At 45.5% G+C, this 24,949-nt stretch carries 19 protein-coding genes, 1 pseudogene and 1 riboswitch; of the genes and pseudogenes, 9 read left to right on the top strand and 11 right to left on the bottom strand.

Annotated elements, in window-relative coordinates:
* Positions 1 to 57: 57 nt before the first annotated feature.
* Positions 58 to 1,026: a helix-turn-helix transcriptional regulator gene (locus CVP04_RS04710; RefSeq protein WP_100296368.1), complete on the bottom strand. Its 969-nt coding sequence runs from the start codon at positions 1,024 to 1,026 to the stop codon at positions 58 to 60.
* Between the two features lie 435 nt (positions 1,027 to 1,461).
* Between CVP04_RS04710 and CVP04_RS04700 the strand changes: the two genes are divergently transcribed.
* Positions 1,462 to 2,055: a DNA glycosylase gene (locus tag CVP04_RS04700; protein ID WP_100296366.1), complete on the top strand. Its 594-nt coding sequence runs from the start codon at positions 1,462 to 1,464 to the stop codon at positions 2,053 to 2,055.
* 24 nt (positions 2,056 to 2,079) lie between these two features.
* Here the strand turns inward: CVP04_RS04700 and CVP04_RS04695 are convergent, their stop codons facing one another.
* The 5 genes from CVP04_RS04695 to potA form a co-directional block, all read right to left on the bottom strand.
* A complete protein-coding gene (locus CVP04_RS04695; RefSeq protein WP_100296365.1) occupies positions 2,080 to 3,126 on the bottom strand; it encodes an extracellular solute-binding protein in 1,047 nt (348 codons plus the stop codon).
* 216 nt (positions 3,127 to 3,342) lie between these two features.
* Positions 3,343 to 4,440 carry an extracellular solute-binding protein gene (locus CVP04_RS04690; RefSeq protein WP_100296364.1) on the bottom strand — a complete coding sequence of 366 codons (1,098 nt, stop codon included), beginning with the start codon at positions 4,438 to 4,440 and terminating at the stop codon, positions 3,343 to 3,345.
* Between the two features lie 155 nt (positions 4,441 to 4,595).
* Positions 4,596 to 5,366 carry a spermidine/putrescine ABC transporter permease PotC gene (potC, locus tag CVP04_RS04685; RefSeq protein ID WP_100296363.1) on the bottom strand — a complete coding sequence of 257 codons (771 nt, stop codon included), beginning with the start codon at positions 5,364 to 5,366 and terminating at the stop codon, positions 4,596 to 4,598.
* Positions 5,366 to 6,226: a spermidine/putrescine ABC transporter permease PotB gene (gene potB, locus CVP04_RS04680; RefSeq protein ID WP_100296362.1), complete on the bottom strand. Its 861-nt coding sequence runs from the start codon at positions 6,224 to 6,226 to the stop codon at positions 5,366 to 5,368. The genes potC and potB overlap by 1 nt, the downstream gene beginning before the upstream one ends.
* Entirely contained in the window at positions 6,210 to 7,328 is a 1,119-nt protein-coding gene (gene potA, locus CVP04_RS04675) for a spermidine/putrescine ABC transporter ATP-binding protein PotA (RefSeq protein ID WP_100296361.1), read from the bottom strand. Before potA ends, potB begins: the two co-directional genes overlap by 17 nt.
* Positions 7,329 to 7,609: 281 nt before the next feature.
* On the opposite strand from potA, the gene pepT reads away from it, so the two are divergent.
* A complete protein-coding gene (gene pepT, locus CVP04_RS04670) occupies positions 7,610 to 8,857 on the top strand; it encodes a peptidase T (protein WP_207761613.1) in 1,248 nt (415 codons plus the stop codon).
* A gap of 169 nt (positions 8,858 to 9,026) precedes the next feature.
* Here the strand turns inward: pepT and glnE are convergent, their stop codons facing one another.
* A complete protein-coding gene (glnE, locus tag CVP04_RS04665; protein WP_100296359.1) occupies positions 9,027 to 11,969 on the bottom strand; it encodes a bifunctional [glutamate--ammonia ligase]-adenylyl-L-tyrosine phosphorylase/[glutamate--ammonia-ligase] adenylyltransferase in 2,943 nt (980 codons plus the stop codon).
* Between the two features lie 127 nt (positions 11,970 to 12,096).
* Positions 12,097 to 12,186: riboswitch (TPP riboswitch) on the top strand.
* 52 nt (positions 12,187 to 12,238) lie between these two features.
* Here glnE and thiM point away from each other — a divergent pair.
* The 6 genes from thiM to bioB are packed head-to-tail and all read left to right on the top strand — an operon-like array spanning position 12,239 to position 18,131.
* Positions 12,239 to 13,039 (top strand): hydroxyethylthiazole kinase, encoded by an 801-nt coding sequence (gene thiM / locus CVP04_RS04660; RefSeq protein WP_100296358.1) that lies wholly within the window; start codon positions 12,239 to 12,241, stop codon positions 13,037 to 13,039.
* Positions 13,032 to 13,838: a bifunctional hydroxymethylpyrimidine kinase/phosphomethylpyrimidine kinase gene (gene thiD / locus CVP04_RS04655; RefSeq protein ID WP_100296357.1), complete on the top strand. Its 807-nt coding sequence runs from the start codon at positions 13,032 to 13,034 to the stop codon at positions 13,836 to 13,838. The genes thiM and thiD overlap by 8 nt, the downstream gene beginning before the upstream one ends.
* A 10-nt stretch (positions 13,839 to 13,848) precedes the next feature.
* Complete coding sequence (gene thiB, locus CVP04_RS04650; RefSeq protein ID WP_100296356.1) at positions 13,849 to 14,847, top strand: thiamine ABC transporter substrate binding subunit; 999 nt, start codon at positions 13,849 to 13,851, stop codon at positions 14,845 to 14,847.
* Positions 14,847 to 16,442, top strand: a complete 1,596-nt coding sequence (gene thiP / locus CVP04_RS04645) for a thiamine/thiamine pyrophosphate ABC transporter permease ThiP (protein WP_100296355.1) — start codon at positions 14,847 to 14,849, stop codon at positions 16,440 to 16,442. The genes thiB and thiP overlap by 1 nt, the downstream gene beginning before the upstream one ends.
* Positions 16,429 to 17,082, top strand: a complete 654-nt coding sequence (gene thiQ, locus CVP04_RS04640) for a thiamine ABC transporter ATP-binding protein (protein ID WP_100296354.1) — start codon at positions 16,429 to 16,431, stop codon at positions 17,080 to 17,082. Before thiP ends, thiQ begins: the two co-directional genes overlap by 14 nt.
* A 38-nt stretch (positions 17,083 to 17,120) precedes the next feature.
* Positions 17,121 to 18,131: a biotin synthase BioB gene (gene bioB / locus CVP04_RS04635; protein ID WP_100296353.1), complete on the top strand. Its 1,011-nt coding sequence runs from the start codon at positions 17,121 to 17,123 to the stop codon at positions 18,129 to 18,131.
* A 189-nt stretch (positions 18,132 to 18,320) separates the two neighbouring features.
* Here bioB and CVP04_RS04630 read toward each other — a convergent pair whose 3' ends face one another.
* Positions 18,321 to 18,923, bottom strand: coding sequence for a peroxiredoxin C (locus CVP04_RS04630; protein WP_100296352.1), 603 nt, complete (start codon positions 18,921 to 18,923; stop codon positions 18,321 to 18,323).
* A 167-nt stretch (positions 18,924 to 19,090) separates the two neighbouring features.
* Here CVP04_RS04630 and metC point away from each other — a divergent pair, with 167 nt between their 5' ends.
* Positions 19,091 to 20,281, top strand: a complete 1,191-nt coding sequence (metC, locus tag CVP04_RS04625; RefSeq protein WP_100296351.1) for a cystathionine beta-lyase — start codon at positions 19,091 to 19,093, stop codon at positions 20,279 to 20,281.
* Between the two features lie 45 nt (positions 20,282 to 20,326).
* Here metC and CVP04_RS04620 read toward each other — a convergent pair.
* The 3 genes and pseudogenes from CVP04_RS04620 to acnB all read right to left on the bottom strand — a co-directional run.
* Positions 20,327 to 21,055 (bottom strand): annotated as a pseudogene (locus CVP04_RS04620) (extracellular solute-binding protein); the annotation flags it as partial.
* A 45-nt stretch (positions 21,056 to 21,100) separates the two neighbouring features.
* Complete coding sequence (locus CVP04_RS04615) at positions 21,101 to 22,198, bottom strand: metallophosphoesterase (protein ID WP_100296349.1); 1,098 nt, start codon at positions 22,196 to 22,198, stop codon at positions 21,101 to 21,103.
* A gap of 105 nt (positions 22,199 to 22,303) precedes the next feature.
* Positions 22,304 to 24,910, bottom strand: coding sequence for a bifunctional aconitate hydratase 2/2-methylisocitrate dehydratase (gene acnB, locus CVP04_RS04610; protein WP_100296348.1), 2,607 nt, complete (start codon positions 24,908 to 24,910; stop codon positions 22,304 to 22,306).
* Between the last annotated feature and the right edge of the window lie 39 nt (positions 24,911 to 24,949).

Here is a 24,949-nt window from a genome sequence, read left to right as displayed (position 1 = left end):
GCGACAAGTTATGTCGTATTAATTTTTATACGAATTTTGGCTAAATTAGCGCGTACTTTAATCAATAACTACTTTCTCAATATCCCAAATATCTTCACCGAATTTTCTAATCCACCATTCTAGCATATCACTATCGGCGACAGTGGCTTGAATTCGGTAATAATCGGGGGTTTCTTCTAAGATAATTTGATCTTTAGAAAGCGGTGTTTCGGTTAAGTGAAAGCCGGCGGAGTGGGCTATGGAAAATGTGAGTCGAACTTTTTGCCCTGTACAGCTAAAACCCAGATAACCGTCGTCTAAATATTTGCTCAGGCTAAAATCTTTCGGACGTTCGAAGTTAAACGTGGAAACTTCGGGTTTTTTTAGACGATGTAGGGCGAGTAGACGTTGATTATCAAAGCCTTCATAACGGGCGATAAGATAAATGGTTCCGCCTTGTTGGGCGAGGGCAAGAGGCATTACGGTCGCTTTCTTTTTATTGCCTTGTTGATTTTGATATTCGATATGGAGCAGTTTATTTTGGAAAAGTGCGGTGCTAACGGCGTCAAAAATTGTCGGTGAAATTTTTGCCGGCAGTAAAGGCTGGCTAGTCGGTACGCTGCAGACTTTATCTAACCATTTATATTCCGGACTTTCTTTGCCGAACTGTTTTTGATAGCGAGCTTCATCAAAAAAAGGTTTTAGAGACTTCATAATATTTGCCGGCAATAAATTTTTTAAATGTTGTTCGGCAAGCATTAACAGCAAGGATTCTTGGGCGGTTAAGTTGGGAATATCCAAACCTTTAGAATATTCTTTCCAACGATATGCGTGTTCGCGGCTGCGATCGTCTTTTTCAATATCAAAATGTTCGCACAAGGATTTAAGCGTGCGTTGCATCGTGCGAATATCCTTTTGATAACCCAATTCTTCCAACTGTTCGTGTAGTGCTTTAGCAGTGATGTAGCGACCTTTTCCTTTAGGAATTCGGCGCAGAATATCTAAATGATAAAAGGTGGTTTCGATATTTTCCGGTCTTTTCGGCATAATTTTACCCTGTTAAATAGTGAAGAAATCAACAGGGTAAACTGTATCATAAAGTTATTTTACGACGCAAATTGTCGGTTTTATGTCGGCTAAATAATAAAATCAGAAGAATAAAATATTTTCCATTTATCAATAATTTCGGTAAATTCCACCGCACTTTTATCATTAATGACGCAATAAATTTCACCGTGATAGGTTGTAATCGTGAATACCGAATTCGGCGGAAATACCGGTGCCGGTGAGGATGACGATTTTAGGAAGATTATTTGTTATTTCTTGCTCCTTGATTTTGATTTAAAGAGAATCATAAAACGAATTCCAATAATTTGCGGAGCAGAAACGGAAATAGAAAACATCTTTTATTTCAAGCTTATTGAAATTTTTTGTCACAGTCTTTAATATCGCAAGTATTTTTATTAATTAACTGAGAAAATTATGCAAAAAGAAATCGAATCTCACCCGTTTCCGGCGATTTTACCGCCGAATGCGACGGTTATGATGATGGGCAGTTTCCCGCCGAAAGAAGAAAAACGCTGTATGCAATTTCATTATCCGAATTTTCAAAATGATATGTGGCGGATTTATGGCGCTGTCTTTTTTGACGATGCGGAATATTTTCAGATGAAAGGCGAGAAACGTTTTGATCCCGAACGAATCAAGGCGTTTTTATATGAAAAAGGTATCGCGTTGTGTCCGACGGTAAGAAAAGCCATTCGTGAGCAGGATAATGCGGCGGATAAATTTTTAACGATTGTTGAGGCGGTAAATTTGGCGGAGGTATTGCCGCAAGTGCCTCAATGTCGTTGGTTATTTACTACGGGCGGCAAAGCAACGGAGATTTTGTTGGATTTATTGCCGGAAAAAGTTAAAGCACCGAAAACCAATGAATTTATTGCCTATCCTTATCCGAATCGTCAGTTAAATTTATACCGTTTGCCTTCCACTTCACGCGCCTACCCGCTTAGTTTTGCAAAAAAAGCGGAATCTTACCGCACTTTTTTTCGTCTTGCAGGATTGATTGAAAAATAAAGGCGCGATGTTCGTGCCTGTTAATTATTGCGAGGCTTTGAGTTGTTGATAATATTTTTCATATAAATCGACGGCTTCACCGACATCCAGTTGCCACGGGCTGCGATCGATCAGATCTTGGCTGAAAAAGACCGCTCTATCTTCGGTTAAACTTTTCGGTAAACGCTTTAAGGCTTCCATATTGGAAGTCGGGTAGCCGATACTGAGCGTTAATTTTTCCGCAACGTCCGCGCTGAGTAAATAGTTGATAAGCTTATGTGCAGCTTCGGTATTTTTGGCGGTGACTGGAATTGCCAGATTGTCGATCCAAAGCGGCGTGCCTTCTTTCGGATAAACCATATCGATTTTCGCCCCTTCGTTTTTGGCGATGCGAACGGAACCGTTCCACAGAAGCCCTATATCCGTTTCACCGGAAATAAACGCATTGGACGGGTTATCCGAATTAAACGCAAGAATATTCGGGCGAAGTTTAAGTAATTCGTCATAAGCCTGTTGTAACACTTGCGGATCTTGTGTATTCGGATCTTGACCCATTTTCAGCAAGGCGATATTAAATAATTCGCGCGGGTCATCTAACATTTGTAATTTGCCGGCAAATTCCGGTTTCCACAAATCCGCCCAAGATTGAAAATGTGTCGGATCTTGGGTTTCCGTGTTATAAGCGATTCCGGTCGCGCCGAAAAGTTGCGGTAACGAATATTTGTTACCTTTGTCAAAAGGGCGATCAAGCATATTCGGATCCAATTCGCTAATGACCGGTAATTTACTGTGATCCAACTCTTTTAACATTCCTTCTCGTGCCATTTTCGCCACATAGTAGCTGGTCGGCGCGATCACATCATAGCCGCCGTCGGCACCTAAAGTTTTTAACTTGGCATACATAGTTTCATTGGATTCCAAGCTGGATACGATCACTTTAATGCCGGTTTGCTTGGTGAAATCGTCCAATAATCCATCGGGAACGTATTCGCTCCACGTATATAAATAAACCGTAGATTCTTCGGCATAAGCGGTTTGTAATAGGCTTAAACCGAATAAGCCGACGGTGATTGCGCAGGTGGTTTTTTTCATCTCAATCGCTCCTTGAGAATAAACGAAAAGGTATCGGTTTTATAACCGATAGGTGAGCGCCGAATGGATACGGACAGGGCATTGTAAGACCAATGAATCGGAATGTAAATAAGCAAAATACCGTGTCGGAACATTCGTTTCTACGCAAAAAGTGCGGTGATTTTTCGGGGAGTTTTCAGACATTAAAAAGCCTCCGAGGAGGCTTTTATTTCGGGCTTATTTTGCCGCTTTTAATTTTTGATAAAATTCTTCGTAATACTGAACGGCATCACCCACATCATCTTGCCAGTAGCTGTTTTGTAGAATTTCACTGGTCGGATAAATTGCCGGATCTTGTGTGATTTCCGCAGGCAATAATTTTAACGCTTCTACGTTAGAAGTCGGATAACCGATTTCTTCGGTTAATTTCGCCGCAGTTTTTGCACCTAACATATAGTTGATCAATTTATGCGCGCCGTCCGGATTTTTGGAGGTCGCAGGAATCGCCAAGGTATCAACCCAAAGAACCGGGCCTTCTTTCGGGAACACCATATCTAAAGGCGCTTGTTCTTTTTTCGCGATACGCACGGAGCCGTTCCATAATTGACCGACGCTGACTTCACCGGAAATAAAAGAGTTTGCCGGATTGTCGGAATTGAAAGAAAGTACGTTCGGACGTAATTTCAACAATTCTTCATAAGCTTGCTCGATAATTTTCGGATCTTGAGTATTCGGATCTTGACCTAATTTTAACAACGCAATGTTAAATACTTCGCGCGCATCGTCAAGTAATTGAACTTTACCGGCGAACTCAGGTTTCCATAAATCGCCCCAAGCAGTGAAATCGGTACCTTTGTAATCGTTGGTATTAAATGCGATACCCGGTGCGCCCAATAATTGAGGCAAAGAGTATTTGTTACCTTTATCGTAAGGTTTATCCAACCAGTCCGGATTTAATTCGCTGATAACAGGTAATTTGCTGTGGTCTAGCGGCATTAGCATACCTTCACGAGCCATTTTCGAAACAAAGTAGTTTGATGGTGCGATAACATCATAACCGCCTGCAGCACCTTGCGTTTTGATTTTCGCGTACATTGTTTCGTTGGATTCCAAGCTTGAAACAATGACTTTAATTCCGGTTTCTTTGGTAAATTCGTCTAATAAACCGTCCGGTACATATTCCGTCCAAGTGTAAAGATAAACGGTATCGTTTGCCGGCGCAGGCACAGCTGCTTCCGGTGCTTTAGTTTCGGTTGTTTTGGTTTCTTTGTCGTTACAAGCCGTAAGGGCAACTGCGATCATTCCTGCTGTGAAAAGACCTGCAAATTTTTTCATTTCTATCATTCTCCTGTTAAGAGTGAAAAATTCACCGCACTTTCGGGCGGCATATGCGGATTATGACTGATAGGTTATCGGTATAATCAAAAAACGCCTTGCTGGGCAAGGCGTATTTTATGTGATCTTGATCAATTTGTGAAACGATATTTGTATTAATGCTTATCTTTTCGCGCCACGATTTGGCTGAGAATAACCAATGAAAGCGAGAAGATGATCATTATCGTCGCAAGGGCATTTACTTCAGGCGTGACGCCGGTTTTTACCAAAGAGAAGATCTTAAGCGGTAAAATTTCATAGCTTACGCCGCTGACAAAAGAAGAAACCACCACATCGTCTAATGAAATGGTGAAACTCAATAACCAACCGGAAACCACGGCTGGCAACGCAAGCGGAAGAATGATTTTACGCAAAATCGTGACTTCGCCCGCACCAAGATCTTTCGCCGCTTCCAACATTTTGGCGTCGAAACCTTTTAAGCGTGAGAAAACGGTCACGACCACATAAGGCAAACAGAAAGTAACGTGCGCCAGTAACAACGACCAGAAACCTAAAGAAATGCCGACGATCATAAATAACGCCAATAAAGATACCGCCATTACGATATCCGGCGACATCATTACGATAAACAACATTCCGCTTACCGCTTGTTTTCCGCGGAAACGATAGCGATAAAGCGCAATCGCGGTTAAGCTGCCGACGATTGTTGCCAACGTGGCGGCAAAGAATGCGATTGTTACGGAATGCACCGCCGCTTGGATTAAGGTATCGTTGTTAAATAAACGTTCGTACCAGTTCCAACTGAATCCTTTCCAGTTTAAGCCGTAGCGATCTTCGTTAAAGGAATTGGTGACTAAAATGATGATTGGGATATACAAATAAGCGTACACCACAAACATAAAAATATTGCGTAGTAAACGACTCATTATTCCAACTCCATTTTCTTATTCATTAATTTGCTCGCTTTATAGTAAACAAAGATGAGCAACGCCATTAAAATGGTTAAACCGATACTGATTGCCGAACCGAAAGGCCAGTTGCGCGAAATTAAGAATTCGCTCTTAATCACGTTACCGACTAACAAGACTTTCGCCCCGCCGAGTAAATCCGCCACATAGAACATACCCATTGCCGGCAATAATACCAACAAACAACCGGCGATAATGCCCGGCATCGTCAACGGAATGATGACTTTGACGAAACGTTGGAAACCGTTGGCACCTAAATCTTTCGCCGCTTCCAATAAGCGTAAATCCAATTTCTCGATAGCAGCGTATAACGGTAAAATCATAAACGGCAACAACAAATACACCAAGCCGATAATTACCGCGACTTCGGTATTCAAAATACGAATCGGCTCGCTAATCAAGCCGAGGCTTAATAACGTGTTGTTTAAAATGCCTTTTACGCCGAGGAAAATTTTCATTCCATAAATGCGAATTAATGAGTTCGTCCAGAACGGCAACACCACTAAAAAGAGCAAAAGCGGGCGATATTTCGGTGAAATTTTCGCAATCATAAAAGCAAAAGGGTAGCCGATAATCAAACAAATGATCGTGGCGATACCCGACATATAAAGCGAGTTCCACACCACTTGCGCATAAAGCGGCTCGAATAAACGCCCGTAGTTTTCCAAGGTAAACGGAAGGGCGTAGAAATCGCTGCCGTCACGGGTTAAAAAACTCACAGTCAGCACCAAAATATTCGGTGCCAACACAAAGAAAATCAACCACGCGAAGATAATGGCGACAGCAATATTTTGGAATTTATTACTTGCTATCTTCATCGTCTAGTACGACCTCCCAGCCTTCGTGCCAAGTAAGCGCCACTTTTTGACCGACGGAGTGATCGATATGCGGATCATCCTCGTTAAAGAATTCGCTAACCAACACTTTCATTTGATTATGATCCAAAATAATATTGGATTCTAAAGTCATTCCTTTATAAGTGCGGTCGGAAACGTGCCCGATAATGGCTTTGGAATGTTCGTTCTCGTCCAATTCTTCAATAACGATATCTTCCGGACGCAATAAAACTTTCAAATTTTGACCCGCACTTACCGGTAAATCCGTATAAATTTCGCAAATACGACCTTCCACGTTCGCCTTCACGGTTTTTTCCGTAATACGTTCGATCACTGTCGCATCAAATACGTTAATTTCGCCGATAAAACGTGCGACGAAAAGATTTTTCGGATCTTCATAAATCTCGCGCGGCGAACCGTCTTGCTCGATATTACCTTTGTTCATTACGATAATACGATCGGACATCGTGAGCGCTTCTTCTTGGTCGTGGGTAACGAAAACGAAAGTAATACCTAATTGACGTTGCAATGCTTTCAGCTCGTTTTGCATTTCTTTACGCAATTTATAATCGAGCGCGGAAAGGGATTCGTCCAATAATAAAACTTTCGGCTTATTCACCACGGCGCGGGCAATGGCGATACGTTGTTGTTGACCGCCGGAAAGCTGGGTCGGTTTGCGTTCCGCCATTTCTTCCAAACGAACCATACGCAATGCTTCCATTACGCGCGGTTTGATTTCATCATTAGGCACTTTTTGCATCCGTAAACCGAAAGCGACGTTTTCAAAAATCGTCATATGCGGAAAAAGTGCGTAACTTTGGAATACGGTATTGACGAAACGACGTTCGGCTGGCACATCAGTAATATCTTCGCCGTCCAGAATGATAGTTCCTTCATTCAATTCTTCAAGTCCGGCAATTAAACGTAAAACCGTTGTTTTACCGCAACCCGAAGGCCCTAAAATAGTTAAAAATTCACCGTTGTTAATTGTTAAATTAAAGTTATTGATGATAGTTTTACTATCATAAGACTTAGTAAGAGAACGAAGCTCAATAATCGGCTTGGTTTGAACTGAATTTTCCACTAGCTTTGGTTTTCTCCCTAACGAACCGACGGAAAATCGGTATTGAGTAGAAACAAAAATACTTACAACCTATGTAAGCGCCCAATAAAATAAATGCTAATGATATAGCGATTACCCTATAATTAAAAGTAATTAATGCGCTTTTGGCTAAAAAAATCCTATTTTTTCTTTTAGTTATGAAAGATAAAACTTTATAGAACTTTGTCATATATCAATATCGCGCGCCGAATGAACGGCTAGAATGGGCAATCATTTGTTTCTATTGTAAAAAAGAGATTATTATGGACAAAATCGCACAGTATAAAAACGGATTGTTAGAGCGTTTTTTACATTACGTCAGTTTCGATACGCAATCGAAAATCGGCGCAAAAGTCTCTCCGAGTTCCGCCGGTCAATTAAAATTGGCGAAACACTTGCAACAAGAGCTTTTCGCCTTAGGATTACAAGACATCGAAATCAGCAAAAATGCCGTGGTTACGGCGTTTTTACCTTCCAACGTTAGCCCGAAAATGCCGACCATCGGCTTTGTCGCCCATTTGGACACTTCACCGCAATGCAGCGGCAAACACGTTCGTCCCGAAGTGATCGAAAATTATCGCGGCGGTGATATTGCGCTGGGTTTGGGCGATGAATTTATCAGTCCGGTTTATTATCATTTTTTGCAAAAATTGGTGGGCAAAACCCTGATCGTGCCGGACGGCAACACCTTGCTCGGCGCGGATAATAAAGCCGGAATCGCAGAAATAATGACCGCACTTTGCTATCTAAAGGAGAACAACATTCCGCATTGTAATATTCGCGTTGCTTTCACACCCGACGAAGAAATTGGCTTGGGAATGGATTTCTTCCCGACGGAAAAATTTCAATGTCATTGGGCTTACACGGTGGACGGCGGCGAAGTCGGCGAATTGGAATACGAAAACTTTAACGCTGCCAAAGCCGTGGTGACCATTTACGGACGCAATATGCATACCGGCACGGCAAAAAATATTATGGTCAACGCCTTAACCTTGGCGTGCGAATTTCAACAAGGCTTTCCGGCGCAAGAAGTGCCGGAAAAAACCGACGGCAGACAAGGTTTTTTCCATTTGGAAAGTTTCGTCGGCGATGTGGAAAAAGTGGAATTACATTATCTGATTCGTGATTTCGACCGCGTTAATTTCGAACAACGTAAAGCCTTTTTATCAATGTTAGTTGTTGATTTTAATCGGAAAAAACGCTTGCGTCGAAAAGCGGAAATCGTAATGCAAGATAATTATTACAATATGTACGACACCATCCGAAAAGTGCCGGCGGCGGTGCACCTTGCCGACACCGCGATGAAAAAGTGCGGTATCGAACCCTTACATAAACCGATTCGCGGCGGCACGGACGGCGCAAAATTAGCGGAAAAAGGCATAGCCTGCCCGAATTTGTTTACCGGCGGTTATAATTTCCACAGCAAACACGAATTTATTACCTTGGAAGGAATGATGGATAGCGTCAAAGTGATCGCGAAAATCGCCGAATTAGCGATTAAAATCAGTTAATTTCCGAGAAAAAATTGCCGAGAAATCGGTGATTAAGACTGGTGACAAACCTTAATTTGTTGTATTTTCAATACGGACGCACTGCGTGCGTCCGAATATACAAACCTCTTTGTCAACAAACTGCTCGACGAAAAAAATCGGCGATTTTTTTGCAAAACAACCCGAAAGGTCAATCAAATAATTCCCGCCAGATTTGTTGGATAAAACGGCGTTCTTCGATGAATTCCTTGTCGCTTATCACGGAAGGCTGACCCAATAAATTCAAATGATGAATACGGTTGCGTAAATCCACATAACATTTTTTCAGTTGTTCGGAAACTTGTGCGGAAATGACCGCACTTTCCGCCATAATCTCGAAAATTCGCACATTATCCGACCAGCGAGTTAAATCCGGATGTTGCGGTGCGTTCGCCAACACAAGGTATTGCGCGATGAATTCGATATCCGTAATTCCGCCGGCGTCGGTTTTAATATTAAATTCGTTTTCGCGGCGGGCGGATAAATGTTGATACATTTTTTCGCGCATTTCGCGCACGTCTTGTTTGAGTTTTTCCATATCGCGCGGCGCGGCGAGCACGTTGCGGCGGATGGTGTCGAACTGTGCGCGTAACGTGGTTTCGCCGTAAACCGCACGAGTGCGTACCAAGGCTTGTTTTTCCCACGTCCAAGCTTCGTTGAGCTGATAATTTTCAAACGCAGATAAAGAACAGCCGAGCAATCCGGCATCACCGGACGGGCGAAGGCGCATATCCACGTCGTAAAGAATCCCCGCGCTGGTATTCATACTGAAAATACTGATGATCTTTTGCGCCAAACGAAGATAAAACTGATTGCTATCAATCACTTTTTTACCGCCCACCGTTTGCCCGCTGCGCGAATTATCGTATAAAAAAACCAGATCCAAATCGGATTTATAACCCAATTCGATGCCGCCTAATTTGCCGTAGCCGATAACCAAAAAGCCTTTTTGATTTTCCTCCAAGAATTCCGGTACGCCGAATCGCACACTGACTTGTTGCCACGCCAAATTCACCACTGCTTCGATAATGGCTTCCGCTAAAAAGGTTAAATGATCGCTGACTTTCATCACCGGCAAAGCACCCAAAATATCGGCGGCGGCAATGTGTAGCAGAGTAGATTGCTTAAATTGGCGCAAACCGTTGATAAACTGTTCTTCGTCATCTTGCGGCAAACGAAGCAAATATTGCTGCAATTCGTCGGAATATCGGCTGAAATGGATCGGATTGAGCAACGCGTTGCGATCCAATAATTCGTCCAATAAAATCGGGTAGCGCGCCACTTGTTCGGCGATCATTTTTGATTGCGAACATAATTCGATAAGTTGCGTGAGCGCTTGTGGATTTTCTACCAATAATTCCAAATAGGTGGTGCGGGTGAGAATCTTCTCGATAATATCAAGAATACGCGGCAACAGCGTTCGATATGCCTGATGCGCAAAAATTTGATTAAGCAACATCGGCATTAATTGCGCCAACACAATCCGCCCGCGGCTGCCGACGGAGCGGTGCGATAGATCGTGACGAAATTGCGCCAATTTTTCGATTATTTCTTCGTGATCTTGCTCGGCGACGCCGTTTTCTTGCAATAGCTGCGCGATGTCGTCTTCGTTTAGATCTTCATCTAAAAAATCGCGCCAAGCATTGTCTTCCGTGTTTTCTTCTTTTTCTTCTTCCTCACCGATTAAATAATGAAAAACCGACCGCACTTTTTGTTGGTGTTCGGTCAAGACCTGATAAAAACTCGCCCAATCTTCAATCGGATAGCGAATTTCGACAGGATTTCCTTGCGCATCCCATTGAGTAAAACAGGCGGTGGCTTCGACTAAACGCCGGCGATCTTGTTCATTGGTCGGCAGCAGTTGGGTTTGTTGATCTTTAATCGCCTGCAATACGTTTTCTACTCGACGTAAAAACAAATAGGCGAGGCGCAATTCTTCCGTTTGTTGCGGAGAAATCAAGCCGAGTTTTGCCAGTTCGGGCAGCAATTTGAGTAATTCGTGGCGTTGCAAACTGATTTCTCGCCCGCCGCGAATCAGTTGAAATACTTGCACGATAAATTCGATTTCGCGAATACCGCCGGCACCGAGTTTGATATTGTCGGTTAAACCGCGGCGGCGCACTTCGCGCTCGATTTTATGTTTCATTTCGCGTAAGGATTGAATCACGCTGAAATCAATGTAGCGGCGATACACAAAAGGTCGCAGTAGTTGTTGCAAGGTGCGAATATTCGGATCGTGCGGATCGGCGCCTAAAATGCGCCCTTTGATCATCGCATAACGTTCCCAATCGCGCCCTTGTTCTTGATAATATTGTTCCATCGCATTGAAACTGAGCGCCAAGGCGCCGCTGTCGCCGAAAGGGCGCAAACGCATATCCGTGCGGTAAACAAAACCGTCGGGCGTGTATTGATCCAACGCATTGATGAGGCGCTGCCCTAAACGGGTAAAGAATTTGTTGTTGTCAATGGAACGGCGCGCGCCCACGGTTTCGCCGTTGGCGGGATAAGTGAAAATCAAATCGATGTCCGAGGAAAAGTTCAGTTCGAATCCGCCTAATTTGCCCATTCCTAGAATATACAGCTGCTGCGGATTACCTTGGCTGTCCGTCGGCGTGCCCATTTCCGCGCAGGCTTGGGCGTATAACCAATCGCGCGCGGCGATGATCAAGCTTTCGGCTAATTGCGAAAGGCGGATAAAAATTTCTTCCACCGTGCCGAGATTTAAACTTTGGCAAATGCTTAATTTCGCCATTTCGCGATTCCGGAAACGACGCAGAATTCGGTACAACTCCGTTTCGTCGCACGCGTCTTGCAACGCGAGGCGTAATCTTTCGTCGTAATCGCCACAATCGCTTAATTGCGGAATTTGTTGCAAACATTGTTGTAAAAAGTGCGGTTGTTTTTGCAATACTTCTGCGCAGAAATCCGACATTGCCGCCGCATATGCCAAACGATTAACGGCGCTTTGCGGCTGTTGTGCGTCTTGTTCAAGTCGAGCATAAAGAGTTTCGTCGTATTGCTCGGGAAAATGCCGCAATAAGCTTTCGGCGAAGGTGCGCAATAATTCGGCGGAAGGTTGGCGTGTTTGCAACATAAAAAATCCTTATAAACAGATCCTAATGTTTTGATTGTAAGGGAAACGGCACGGCTTGGCGATAAGATTTCGTGCGTGATGTCGATAAAATTCTTGTACGGCTCGGATAAAATATTATAGACTTAAGGCTCATTAGTCGGGGTGCTATAGCAGCTGAGATGATACCCGTGAACCTGATACAGTTAATACTGACGTAGGAAACTAATAATCCGATTTCCCTTTATTCCGTCAATATTGCTGGTCATTCTTTTTCATTAAAAGGAAATACTATGCAATTCAAATACTTAAATCTTATTCGAGAAACTAATCCGCTGGTGCATTGCATCACCAATATCGTCGTGGCGAATTACACCGCAAACGGCTTATTGGCGTTGGGCGCGTCGCCGTTGATGTCGGCGAATGTGGCGGAAATGGACGAAATTCCCGCCTTTTCCCAAGCTTTATTATTAAATATCGGCACCTTAAACGGCACGGATGCGGAGGCAATGCTGGCGGCGGGCAAGCGCGCCAACCAAGCGGGTATTCCCGTCGTGTTGGATCCGGTGGGCGTCGGCGCGACGAGTTATCGCAAAAATGTGGTCAATCGTTTGTTAAGCGAAGTGCGATTCGCTTTAATTCGCGGTAATGCGGGCGAAATTGCGGCGTTGGCAGAAAGGGATTGGCAGGCGAAAGGCGTAGATGCGGGAAGCGGCGCGGCGGATATGCGTGAAGCAGCGAAATTCGTCGCGCAAAAATACGGCTGTATTGTGGCATTAAGCGGCGAAACGGATTGGATTAGCGACGGCGCGCGACTTGTCGGTGTGCATAACGGCACGCCGCTGTTTCCGCGCATTACCGGCTCCGGTTGCTTGCTCGGCGCGGTGTGTGCGGCATTTCTCGGTGTAGCGGATAAACGCGATTATTTTGCCGCTTGTGTCGAGGCTTGCACCTTTTATGCGGCGGCAGGTGAAACGGCAGCGGAAACTTTATTGCCGACACAAACCGGCACATTTAGCACCGCACTTTTGGATCAACTGGCGGCGATGACGGCACAACAAGCGGAAGAAAAAGCGAGGGTAAGCGATGAGTAATTATGTACAAGCATTAACCATAGCCGGTTCGGACAGCGGCGGCGGCGCGGGTATTCAGGCGGATTTGAAAACCTTCCAAATGCGGCGTGTTTTCGGCACTAGCGTGATCACTGCGGTCACGGCACAAAATACCTTGGGCGTGTTCGATATTCATTGTATTCCGCTCGCCACCATTGAAGCGCAGCTGAAAGCGATTGAAGAAGATTTCAACATTTCGGCGTTTAAAATCGGGATGCTCGGCACGGCGGAAATTATCGAATGCGTGAGTGCGGCGATAAAGCGCGGTCAATTCGGGCGATTGGTTTTAGATCCCGTAATGATCGCCAAAGGCGGCGCGCCTTTATTACAACAAAACGCCATTAGCGCAATGAAAACTCATTTGTTGCCTTTAGCCGATGTATTAACACCGAATTTGCCGGAAACACAGGCTTTGACGGGCATTGAGGTGGTAGATTCGGCTACGGCGGAACGTGCCGCGCGAGCATTGCAAGAACTTGGGGTGAAAAACGTGGTGATTAAAGGCGGGCATCGTGAGGATTCGCAAAGCGAAATTTGTCGCGACTGGGTGTTTACGCCGACGGGACAATTCGTGCTGGAAAGTCCGCGCTATGCCACGCCGCACACCCACGGCACGGGTTGCACCTTTTCCGCTTGCTTAACGGCGGAGCTTGCCAAAGGCGAGAGTATCGAAAGTGCGGTGAAAACGGCGAAAGCTTTTATCAGCGCGGCAATCGCCAATCCGCTAAATATCGGACACGGACACGGACCGACCAATCATTGGGCGTATCAAACAATATAAGGAAATCATTATGTCGAAGTTAAAATCGAGCCTATTTTTCACCGCACTTTTCGGCTTTTCTGCCGCGCTTTCGGCGCAAACGCTGAATGTTTATACTTATGACAGCTTTAGCGCGGAGTGGGGCGCAGGGCCGAAAATTAAAGCGCAATTCGAAGCAAATCACCCGCAATGTGAGGTGAACTATGTGCCTTTCGATAGCGCGGGAACCCTGTTTAATCGCCTGCGTTTGGAAGGAAAGAAAACCAACGCAGATGTTGTCATCGGGCTGGATAATTCAATGCTGGAAGAAGCGCGTCGCAGCGGGTTGTTCGCCGAACATTCGCTGGATTTAACGCAGCTTGCCGTGCCGAACGGCTGGGTGGATCCGATTTTCGTGCCTTATGATTTCGGGCAATATGCTTTTATTTACGACAAAGACAAATTGCCTAATCCGCCGAGCTCTTTAAAAGAATTGGTAGAACGGCAGGATTTGCGCGTGATTTATCAAGATCCGCGCACCAGCAGCGTCGGGCGCGGATTGGTGATTTGGTTGAATGCGATCTATCCCGCCGAGCAAGTTACGCAAGCGTGGCAAACCTTGGCGAAACACACCGTAACCGTCGGCAAAGGTTGGTCGGAAACTTACGGCGCTTTTTTGAAAGGCGAGGCGGATTTGGTGCTCAGTTATAATACTTCACCGCTGTATCATTTGCTCAACGAACAAAAAGCCAATTATGCCGCGGCGGAATTTTCCGAACCCGCGGTGTTGCAAATCGAAACCGCCGCGAAATTAGCTCAGCGGGATAATGCTTGTGCCGCTCCGTTTATGCAATTTTTGCTTGAACCGCAAGCGCAAAAAGAGATCGCCTTAGGCAATGTGATGTTGCCGGTAATTTCCGCCGAAATCGAACCGCACTTTGACGCCTTGAAAGCCAAACAAGCGCAAAAATCGGTGGTGGATACGACAAAAATCAGCGCGCAAGATCTGAAATCTTGGATCGCCGTTTGGCAAAACGGTTTAACGAAATAATGGCGAATGTTCTCTTTCGCCCGAAATATTACCTTGCGGGAAGCAGCGTTATCGCCTTGATTGCGCTGTTTTATTTTATCGCGCTGAACGCGGTGTTTTCCGTCGGCGGCGAATATGATCTCTCGGCGTTTTGGCAAGATCGTTATATTCATCGGGTAATCGGATTCAGTATCGAACAAGCGCTACTTTCCGCGTTGTTGTCGGTGATATTCGGTTTTTTATTTGCCCGCGCATTTTTTTATCAAGCCTTTCCGTGCAAACGGAAAATCCTGAAATTGCTTTCTCTCACCTTTGTATTGCCCGCGTTGGTGGCGGTGTTCGGGCTGATTTCCGTTTACGGCAATTCCGGTTGGACGACAAAATTGACCGCACTTTTAGGCATCGAAGGACAAAATAATTTTTACGGTTTAACCGGCATTTTAACCGCCCATTTGTTTTTCAATATTCCCTTGGCGGCAAAAATGTTTTTGCAATGTTTGCAAAGTATTCCCAATCAACAGCGGCAACTCGCCGCGCAGCTGAATATTCGCGGTTGGCGATTTATTCGTTTGATTGAATTGCCTTATATTCGCGCTCAATTATTACCGGTTTTCGCGCTGATTTTTATGCTGTGTTTCACCGGTTTCACCATTGTGTTGACCTTAGGCGGCGGGCCGCAATATACCACCTTGGAAGTGGCAATTTATCAAGCGGTGGTGTTTGAATTCGATCTGCCGAAAGCAGCATTATTGGCGGTGCTGCAATTTGTTTTTTGCTTGCTGTTATTCAGCGTGATGAGTGCTTTAAGTAAAACGCCGAACACTCAATTAAACGGCAAAAATTTGTGGCGGGATAAGCAATCAGGTGCGGTGAAAATTTGGCAAGTTTTTTATCTTTCCGCAACTTTGCTATTTTTAATAACGCCCTTGTGCGGCATTATCGTAAATGCTTTTTCATCGGAAAATATTCTGACTGCGTGGCAAAATCCGCAACTTTGGCGCGCCTTGGGTTATTCGCTGACCATCGCGCCGGCTTCCGCTTTCGTCGCTTTATGCGCGGCGTTGGCGCTGTTAAGTTTTTCGCGTCGCCTGCAATGGCAAGGTTTTCCGAACGCAGCAAACGGGGTGATAAGCGCGGGAATGATCATTTTGGCAATTCCGACCTTGGTATTGGCAATCGGGTTGTTTATTGTTTTACAATCTATCGAATTTAATCGCTTGCATTTATTTATTATCGTGGTGCTGTGCAACGCCTTGGCGGCAATGCCTTTTGTGTTGCGCGTGTTGGTGGTGCCGATGAATAATAATATGCAATATTATGAGAAACTTTGTCAGTCGCTGGGCATTACCGGCTGGGCGCGCTGGCGTTTGATCGAGCGCCATTCTTTGCGCGAACTGCTGCAATACGCCTTTGCTTTGGCGTGTGCTTTATCGCTCGGCGATTTTACCGCGATTGCGCTGTTCGGCAATCAGGATTTTACTTCATTACCGCATTTGTTATATCAACAGCTCGGCACATATCGCACGGCGGATGCCGCGGTCACGGCGTTGATTTTATTGTCGGTTTGTACGTTGCTTTTTATCTGGGTGGATAATCGTCACAATGATCGAACTTAACGTTTTTTTTGATTACTCGGCAATGCCGATGACATTCGATTTGCATATTCGTGCACAGGAAAAAGTCGCTATTATCGGCGCAAGCGGTGCGGGAAAAAGCACTTTATTGAACCTGATTGCCGGCTTTGAAACGGCGAATCGCGGGCACATTCGGTTAAACGGCGAAGATCATACGCATTCCGAACCGCATCAACGTCCGGTGTCCATTTTGTTTCAAGAAAATAATTTATTTCCGCATTTAAGCGTCGGCGACAATATCGCCTTGGGCTTAAAACCGAGTTTGAGATTGAATGAAACGGAAAAAGCCGCAATTCGGCAAGCGGCGGAAGCTGTGGGCTTAGCGGAATATTTAACGCGTTTACCGAACGAATTATCCGGCGGGCAAAAACAGCGCGTGGCGATCGCCCGTTGTTTGTTGCGTGATAAACCGATTTTATTATTGGACGAGCCTTTTTCTGCGCTAGATCCCGCATTGCGAGCGGAAATGTTGAATTTAATTGATGAACTGTGCCGACGCAAAAAACTGACGCTGATTATCGTGACGCATCAACCGCAAGAATTACAAGGTCGCATTGATCGCCTGATTCGAATTGAAAATGGTAAGATCAGTGAGAATATCTTGTATTTAAAAAATATTTAAGCATAAAATAGACCGCACTTTAGCAACAAGGACAGGTTATGACTACAACAACTATTCAAATTCCCTCCATTACACCGCATCCGACTTTAGAATATTGGTCGGTGTGTAAAATCGAAGCATTGTTTGAAACGCCTTTTTTAGATTTAATTTTTCGTGCGGCGCAAGTTCACCGCGAGCATTTTAATCCGCAAGCGATTCAGCTTTCTACCTTAATGTCGATTAAAACCGGCGGCTGTCCGGAAGATTGCGGTTATTGCCCGCAATCGGCACGCTATCAAACCGGCGTACAAAATCAACAACTTATCGATGTAAATGAAATCGTGGAAAAAGCAAAAATCGCCAAAGCGCGCGGCGCGGGACGTTTTTGTATGGGCGCGGCGTGGCGCGGGCCGAAACCGAAAGATATAGAAAAAATTACCGAAATTATTAAAGCGGTAAAAGAATTAGGTTTGGAAACCTGCGGTACTTTCGGTTTATTGCAAGACGGAATGGCGGAAGATTTGAAAGACGCGGGATTAGATTATTACAATCATAATTTGGATACCTCGCCGGAACATTACGAAAAAATTATCGGCACGCGCCAATTTGACGACCGTATTAATACGCTGGGCAAAGTGCGCAAAGCCGGATTAAAAGTATGCTGCGGCGGTATTATCGGCATTAACGAAACACGCAAAGAACGAGCGGGATTAATCGCAAGTTTGGCGAATTTGGATCCGCAACCGGAATCCGTACCGATTAATCAGTTGGTGAAAGTGGAAGGCACACCGCTTGCCGACGCGCCGGATTTGGATTGGACGGAATTTGTCCGCACGGTCGCGGTCGCGCGAATCGTGATGCCAAAAAGCTATGTGCGCCTTTCGGCGGGTCGTCAAGGAATGTCGGAAGAAATGCAAGCGATGTGCTTTATGGCGGGCGCAAATTCGATTTTCTACGGCGATAAATTGCTCGTGACCGCCAATCCGGAGGAGGACGGCGATCAGGTGTTAATGGAAAAATTGGATTTAGTCCCCGAAACCCAAGAAAATAAATATCCGCTCGGCGAGTAACGGGTTAATAATACAAAAGGCGGTATTTTGCCGCCTTTTGAATTGATGACAAGTTAGGATTTGTTATCAATCTGAGTAGTGGAACCACGCAACGATGTGTAACCGATTGTCGGACAAAAAGAAAAAACCTTGCCGTTTCCGACAAGGTTTTGATAAGCCCTAAATAAAATTACAGAATAGATAAGACGCTTAGAGTTTATCAGCGTTTTGTTTCAAATATTTCGCCACGCCTTCAGGGTTGTCTTTCATCCCTTCTTTACCTTTCACCCATTGTGCCGGACAAACTTCGCCGTGTTCTTCGTGGAATTGTAACGCATCGACCATACGCAACATTTCGTCGATATTACGGCCTAGCGGTAAATCGTTAACCACTTGGTGACGAACTACGCCGTCTTTATCGATTAAGAAGGATGCGCGTAACGCTACGCCTGCCGCCGGATGTTCGATACCGTAAGCTTGTGCGATTTCGTGTTTTACGTCGGCAACTAATGCGTATTGTACTTGACCGATACCGCCGTTGTCGGTCGGGGTGTTACGCCACGCGTTGTGCGTATATTGTGAGTCGATAGACACACCGACAACTTCCACGCCGCGTGCTTGGAATTCTTTATAACGGTGATCGAAAGCGATTAATTCGGACGGACAAACGAATGTAAAATCTAACGGATAGAAGAAAACTACCGCCGCTTTACCGGCAATGTGTTGTTTTAAGTTGAAGTTTTCAACGATTTCGCCGTTGCCTAAAACTGCTGATGCGGTAAAATCCGGTGCTTGACGGGTAACTAATACCATAGTAAAAATCTCCTATTGAAAATTGATGGATATATTCCGCTAATCCTAATACAAGCGGAACTGACAAAAATATTCTAGAAAAATCAACCGCACTTTAATAGTTGTTTTTATCTATCGAATTGATTATTTTAATCTTAAATTTTAACGAAATATTACGGAGCGAAAATATGTCGGAAAAACATTCGTTAGCCACCAAATTGGTGCATTCGGGACGCAGTAAACGGGTGACGCAAGGGAGCGTCAATCCGGTGATTCAACGCGCATCTTCTTTGGTTTTCGATACCTTGGCGGATAAAAAGCAGGCGACGATTAATCGCGCCAAAGGCGGGCTTTTTTACGGACGTCGCGGCACATTAACCCATTTTGCTTTGCAAGAATTAATGTGCGAGCTGGAAGGCGGTGCCGGTTGCTATCTTTATCCTTGCGGCGCGGCGGCGGTGACAAACAGCATTTTATCTTTTGTGGCGCAGGGCGATCATATTTTGATGACCGGTGCGGCTTATGAGCCGACGCAGGATTTTTGTAATGTGATTTTGCGTAAAATGGGCGTCAGTACCACTTATTATGATCCTATGTGCGGTGAGAAAATCGCCGAATTAATGCAACCGGAAACCAAAGTGGTGTTTTTGGAAGCGCCGAGTTCTTTAACGATGGAAGTGCCGGATATTCCGGCGATCGTTCGCGCCGTGCGCGCCGTTAATCCGGACGTAGTGATTATGATCGACAATACTTGGGGCGGCGGTCTTTTGTTTAAAGCTTTGGAACACGGCATTGATATTTCCATTCAAGCGGGAACGAAATATTTAGTCGGTCATTCGGATTTAATGATCGGCACGGCGGTGTGTAACGCGCGTTGCTGGGATCAGTTGCGCGAACATTCTTATTTAATGGGACAAATGGTGGACGCGGATACCGCCTACAGCACGGCGCGCAGTATTCGCAGTCTCGGCGTGCGTTTGAAACAGCACGAAGAAAGCTCGATCAAAGTGGCGCAATGGTTGGTGCAACAACCTGAAGTGAAAGCGGTTTATCATCCGGCATTGCCGAGCTGTCCGGGACATTCGAACTTTAAGCGCGATTTTACCGGTTCCAGCGGGTTATTTTCCTTCGAATTGACGCAAAAATTAACCCAACAACAGTTGGAAAATTTTATGGATCACTTTGAATTATTCAGTATGGCGTATTCGTGGGGCGGTTTTGAATCTTTAATTTTATACAACCAACCGGAAGATATTGCGCGCATTCGTCCGGCAATCGAACGCAAATTGACGGGGACGTTAATTCGTTTGCATATCGGTTTTGAAAATGCGGATGAACTGATTGCCGATTTGAAAGCCGGTTTCGAACGGCTGAAATAGAAAAATCAGGCGCGAAAATAATCTTTCGCGCCTTGTTTTTAGATATTATTTTAACTTCACTTCTTGTACCCATTTATCGGTCAAACGTTTCCCTTCCGCCGCGGAGCCGAAATGTTCGAAATCAATATGAATTAGATTTAACTTTTTCGGATCGGCGGATTTCGGTGAGGCTTCCGCGTTGATATTGGTCGGAATTTGATATACGCCGGTTTCGCGCCAAGGCAATTCTTGCGCCTCTTTGCTTAACGCCCAATCGACGAATAATTTTGCGTTGTCGAGATTGCGCGCGCCTTTAATAATGCTTAATCCGCCTAAAGAATAGCTATCGCCTTCGCAAGGCAAAATAAATTCCACTGGCGCGCCGTTTTCCCGTTCCGTCACATAACTGTGTACGAAGCCGACGCTCAGTGCGCTTTCGCCGCGGGCTAAATTGGAGGTGACTTGGGCGCTTTTCACATATTGCGACACATTCATATCCAGTTGTTTTAAAAATTCAAAGGTTTGCTCTTCACCCCAGATCTCGATCAAGGTAGCAATTACGGTGTAAGTCGTGCCGGAAAGTTGCGGATCGGCAAGTTGAATTTGTCCTTGCAAACGCGGATCCAATAAATCGCGCCAACATTTCGGATAGGTATCAATGCCTAATTGTTTGAATTTTTCCGTATTGACGCCGAAACCCAACACCAGCATATAAACAATCGAGGTAAATTCGCCTTTTTTATCCAATAGCGGTTTAAATTGTGGCATCGTTTCCGCTTGCTTCGGCGCCGAATAATAAGGGCGCGGCAAGAGAAAGTGCGGTTAAAATCGGTTTAATTTTCATTGCTGAGTTCCTTTTACATCAATGATGACAACTTCGGATTGCGAGCCTAAACGTAGCGGGATGCCCCAGAATCCGTAACCGGAGGTGACAAAAAAATGGCTGCGGTTGATTTTTTCATAGCCGTAATCCAGACGATATAACATTCGGGTAATTAAATTCGCCGGAAAAATTTGTCCTTTGTGCGTGTGTCCCGACACTTGGATATCGATAGGCAAGTTCGCGTGTTCAAGAATTTCCGTCGGGCGATGATCCAACAAGAAAATCGGCAGCGCCGTGTTCACTTGCTTGAGGAGCTGCGCCGTTGTCGGACGTTGGGCGAATAAATCGTCGTTACGTCCGATTAAGACGAAACGATCCGCAATCACGGCGGATTCATCGGATAACACCCGAATGCCCGCTTTGCGGATTTCTTGCGTAATTTCACGTTGATAACCGAAAAAATCGTGATTGCCCAAAGTGGCGTAAACGCCAAGCGGTGCGCGCAGTTTCGCTAAGTGCGGTTGCATTTTTTGCGCTAAATATTCATCGACGTTATCATCCATAATATCGCCCGGCAGCAAAATCACATCGACGTGCTCCGCGTGCATTATTTCCGCCAAACGATCCAATTCGGCGTTGCCGAAAAATCGTCCCAAATGCAAATCGCTCGCCACGCCGATACGCAACGGCGCCAGCGGTTTGTCTAGGGTGATTTGATGATGAATAACCTTGGGCGTATAAGCGTTATATACGCTCAAACCCAATAAAGCACAAAGCGCGACAGGATAAGCAATGCGCAAAGTGCGGTTTAATTTTTCGATGGAAATTCGGCTTTTTAACAAGCGGAAAATAACGGCGAAAACGGCACTGATTAACGCGGCGAACAGCAAAATTACGAGAATCAACGCGCTTAAACGAAACATCGGTTGAATGCGCAAGATCGTTAAGAAAATAATCGCGTTGGCGGAAAAGTAGGTGAAGATTGCGATCACTCGGCGTACTTTGTGGCTAATTTTTCCGCTCAGTAGCCAATATAGGGTGCGGTTAAAGCAATAGAGAAAAAGCTGTAATGCAATCACCGCGACGGTAAAGGTGATGTAATGGCGTAATTCCATTGTTCTCCTTGATGAGATAAATCCGGTTAAATATAAAAGAAAAAGTGCGGTGATTTTAACCGCACTTTCGAGTTTGTCAATGTTTAGGCGTGTATTTCACTCCGTTTAGACCGCTGTTTGGAAGATAACTTCACGGGCTTTTTGCTGATAACTATTGATTTGATCAAAGTTCATATAGCGATAGGTATCGTCTTTATCTTGTTGTAAACCGGCGGCATAAGATAAATATTCTTCCGGCGTCGGCAATTTACCGAGCAATGCCGATACGGCGGCAAGTTCTGCGGAGGCAAGATACACATTCGCGCCTTGTCCTAAACGGTTCGGGAAGTTACGAGTAGAGGTGGACACCACGGTGGAATTGCTTGCTACGCGCGCTTGGTTGCCCATACAAAGGGAGCAACCCGGCATTTCGATACGCGCACCGCTTTTGCCGTAAATGCTGTAATAGCCTTCTTCCGTTAATAACGCCGCATCCATTTTGGTCGGTGGCGCCAGCCATAAACGGGTCGGGATCATTTCTTTGAATTTCGCCAATAATTTACCTGCCGCACGGAAATGTCCGATATTGGTCATACAAGATCCGATAAATACTTCATCGATTTTATCGCCTTGTACTTCGGAAAGTAGGCGAGCGTCGTCCGGATCGTTCGGCGCGCATAAAATCGGCTCTTTGATTTCGTTCAAGTCGATTTCAATAATCGCCGCATATTCCGCGTCTTGATCTGCTTCCAACAACTGCGGATCGTCCAACCATTTTTCCATTCCCTGAATACGGCGTTCAAGGGTACGCGCGTCGCCGTAACCTTCGGCAATCATCCATTTAAGCAGTACAATATTGGATTGCAGATATTCGATAATTGGCGCTTTGTCCAATTTGATCGTACAAGCCGCCGCGGAACGTTCCGCCGAGGCGTCGGATAATTCGAACGCTTGCTCCACTTTCAAATGTTCCAAGCCTTCGATTTCTAAAATGCGACCGGAGAAAATATTTTTCTTGCCTTTTTTCTCCACCGTGAGCAAGCCTTGTTGAATCGCATAATACGGAATGGCGTGCACCAAATCGCGCAAGGTAATGCCCGCTTGCATTTCGCCTTTAAACCGCACTAATACGGATTCCGGCATATCCAACGGCATTACGCCGGTTGCCGCTGCAAATGCCACCAAGCCGGAACCCGCAGGGAAAGAAATCCCGATTGGGAAACGAGTGTGCGAATCGCCGCCGGTACCGACGGTATCCGGCAATAACATCCGGTTGAGCCAAGAGTGAATTACGCCGTCGCCCGGTCTGAGAGAAACACCGCCGCGATTCATAATAAAATCGGGAAGCGTGTGGTGCGTCACCACATCGACCGGTTTCGGATAAGCCGCCGTATGGCAGAACGATTGCATCACCAAATCGGCGGAAAAGCCTAAGCAGGCGAGATCTTTTAATTCGTCGCGCGTCATCGGGCCGGTGGTATCTTGTGAACCGACGGAAGTCATACGCGGTTCGCAATATTGTCCCGGACGAATACCTTCAACGCCGCAAGCGCGTCCGACCATTTTTTGCGCCAAGGTAAAACCGCGTGAATTTTCCACCGCACTTTGCGGTTTGGCGAAAATATCCGTTTCCGGCAAACCCAATTCGCAGCGCGCTTTGTGCGTTAAACCGCGACCGATAATCAACGGAATTCGTCCGCCGGCGCGCACTTCGTCCAATAACACATTGGTTTTTAAGCTGAATTCCGCTAGCACTTCGTCACTGTCGTGGCGACAAATTTTGCCTTGATAAGGATAAATATCAATCACATCGCCCATATTTAATGCGCTGACATCCACTTCAATCGGCAAGGCGCCGGCGTCTTCCAAAGTATTAAAGAAAATCGGTGCGATTTTGCCGCCCAGCACCACGCCGCCGGCACGTTTGTTCGGAATATGCGGAATATCCTCGCCCATAAACCAAAGCACGGAGTTGGTCGCTGATTTGCGTGAGGAACCCGTGCCGACCACATCACCGACATAAGCCAACGGATAGCCTTTTTGTTTTAATGCCTCTAATTGTTTAATCGGGCCGATATTGCCGGCGTCGTCCGGCTCGATCCCGTCGCGCGCATTTTTCAACATTGCCAAAGCGTGCAGCGGAATATCCGGACGCGACCACGCATCTTGCGCCGGCGATAAATCGTCGGTATTGGTTTCGCCGCTGACTTTAAAAACGGTAACGGTTAATTTATCCGCTAATTTCGGACGGGATAAATACCAATCGGCGTTTGCCCAAGATTGCAAAACTTGTTGCGCGTAAGCATTACCTTGCTTCGCACGCTGCGCCACATCGTGAAAATTGTCGAACATTAATAGCGTGTAAGACAGCGCTTTCACCGCATAAGGCGCCAATTTTTCGTCGTCAAGTGCGGTCAATAACGGCTCGATATTATAACCGCCTTGCATTGTGCCCAATAATTCCACCGCTCTTTGCGCGGAAATCAACGGCGACGCCGCTTCGTTTTTGCAAATCGCGGCTAAAAATCCCGCTTTCACATAAGCCGCTTCATCCACACCGGCGGGAATACGATTTTCAAATAAATCCAGCAAATAATCCGCCAGTTCCGCAGGCGGATTTTTCAATAATTCAATCAGCTGAACGACTTGCTCCGCATTTAACGGTTGCGGCACTACGCCTTGCGCGGCACGTTCGTCGATATGTTGGTGATAGGTTTGTAGAAAGTTTGACATTGTGTTTCCTCGTGTTTGCTTTTATTGTTAGGGATTCGT

Source organism: Caviibacterium pharyngocola (genome assembly GCF_002795405.1).
Taxonomy (GTDB): Bacteria; Pseudomonadota; Gammaproteobacteria; order Enterobacterales; family Pasteurellaceae; genus Caviibacterium; species Caviibacterium pharyngocola.
Note: the sequence above shows the minus strand (reverse complement) of the source record. Positions and strands in the feature narration are given on the sequence as shown.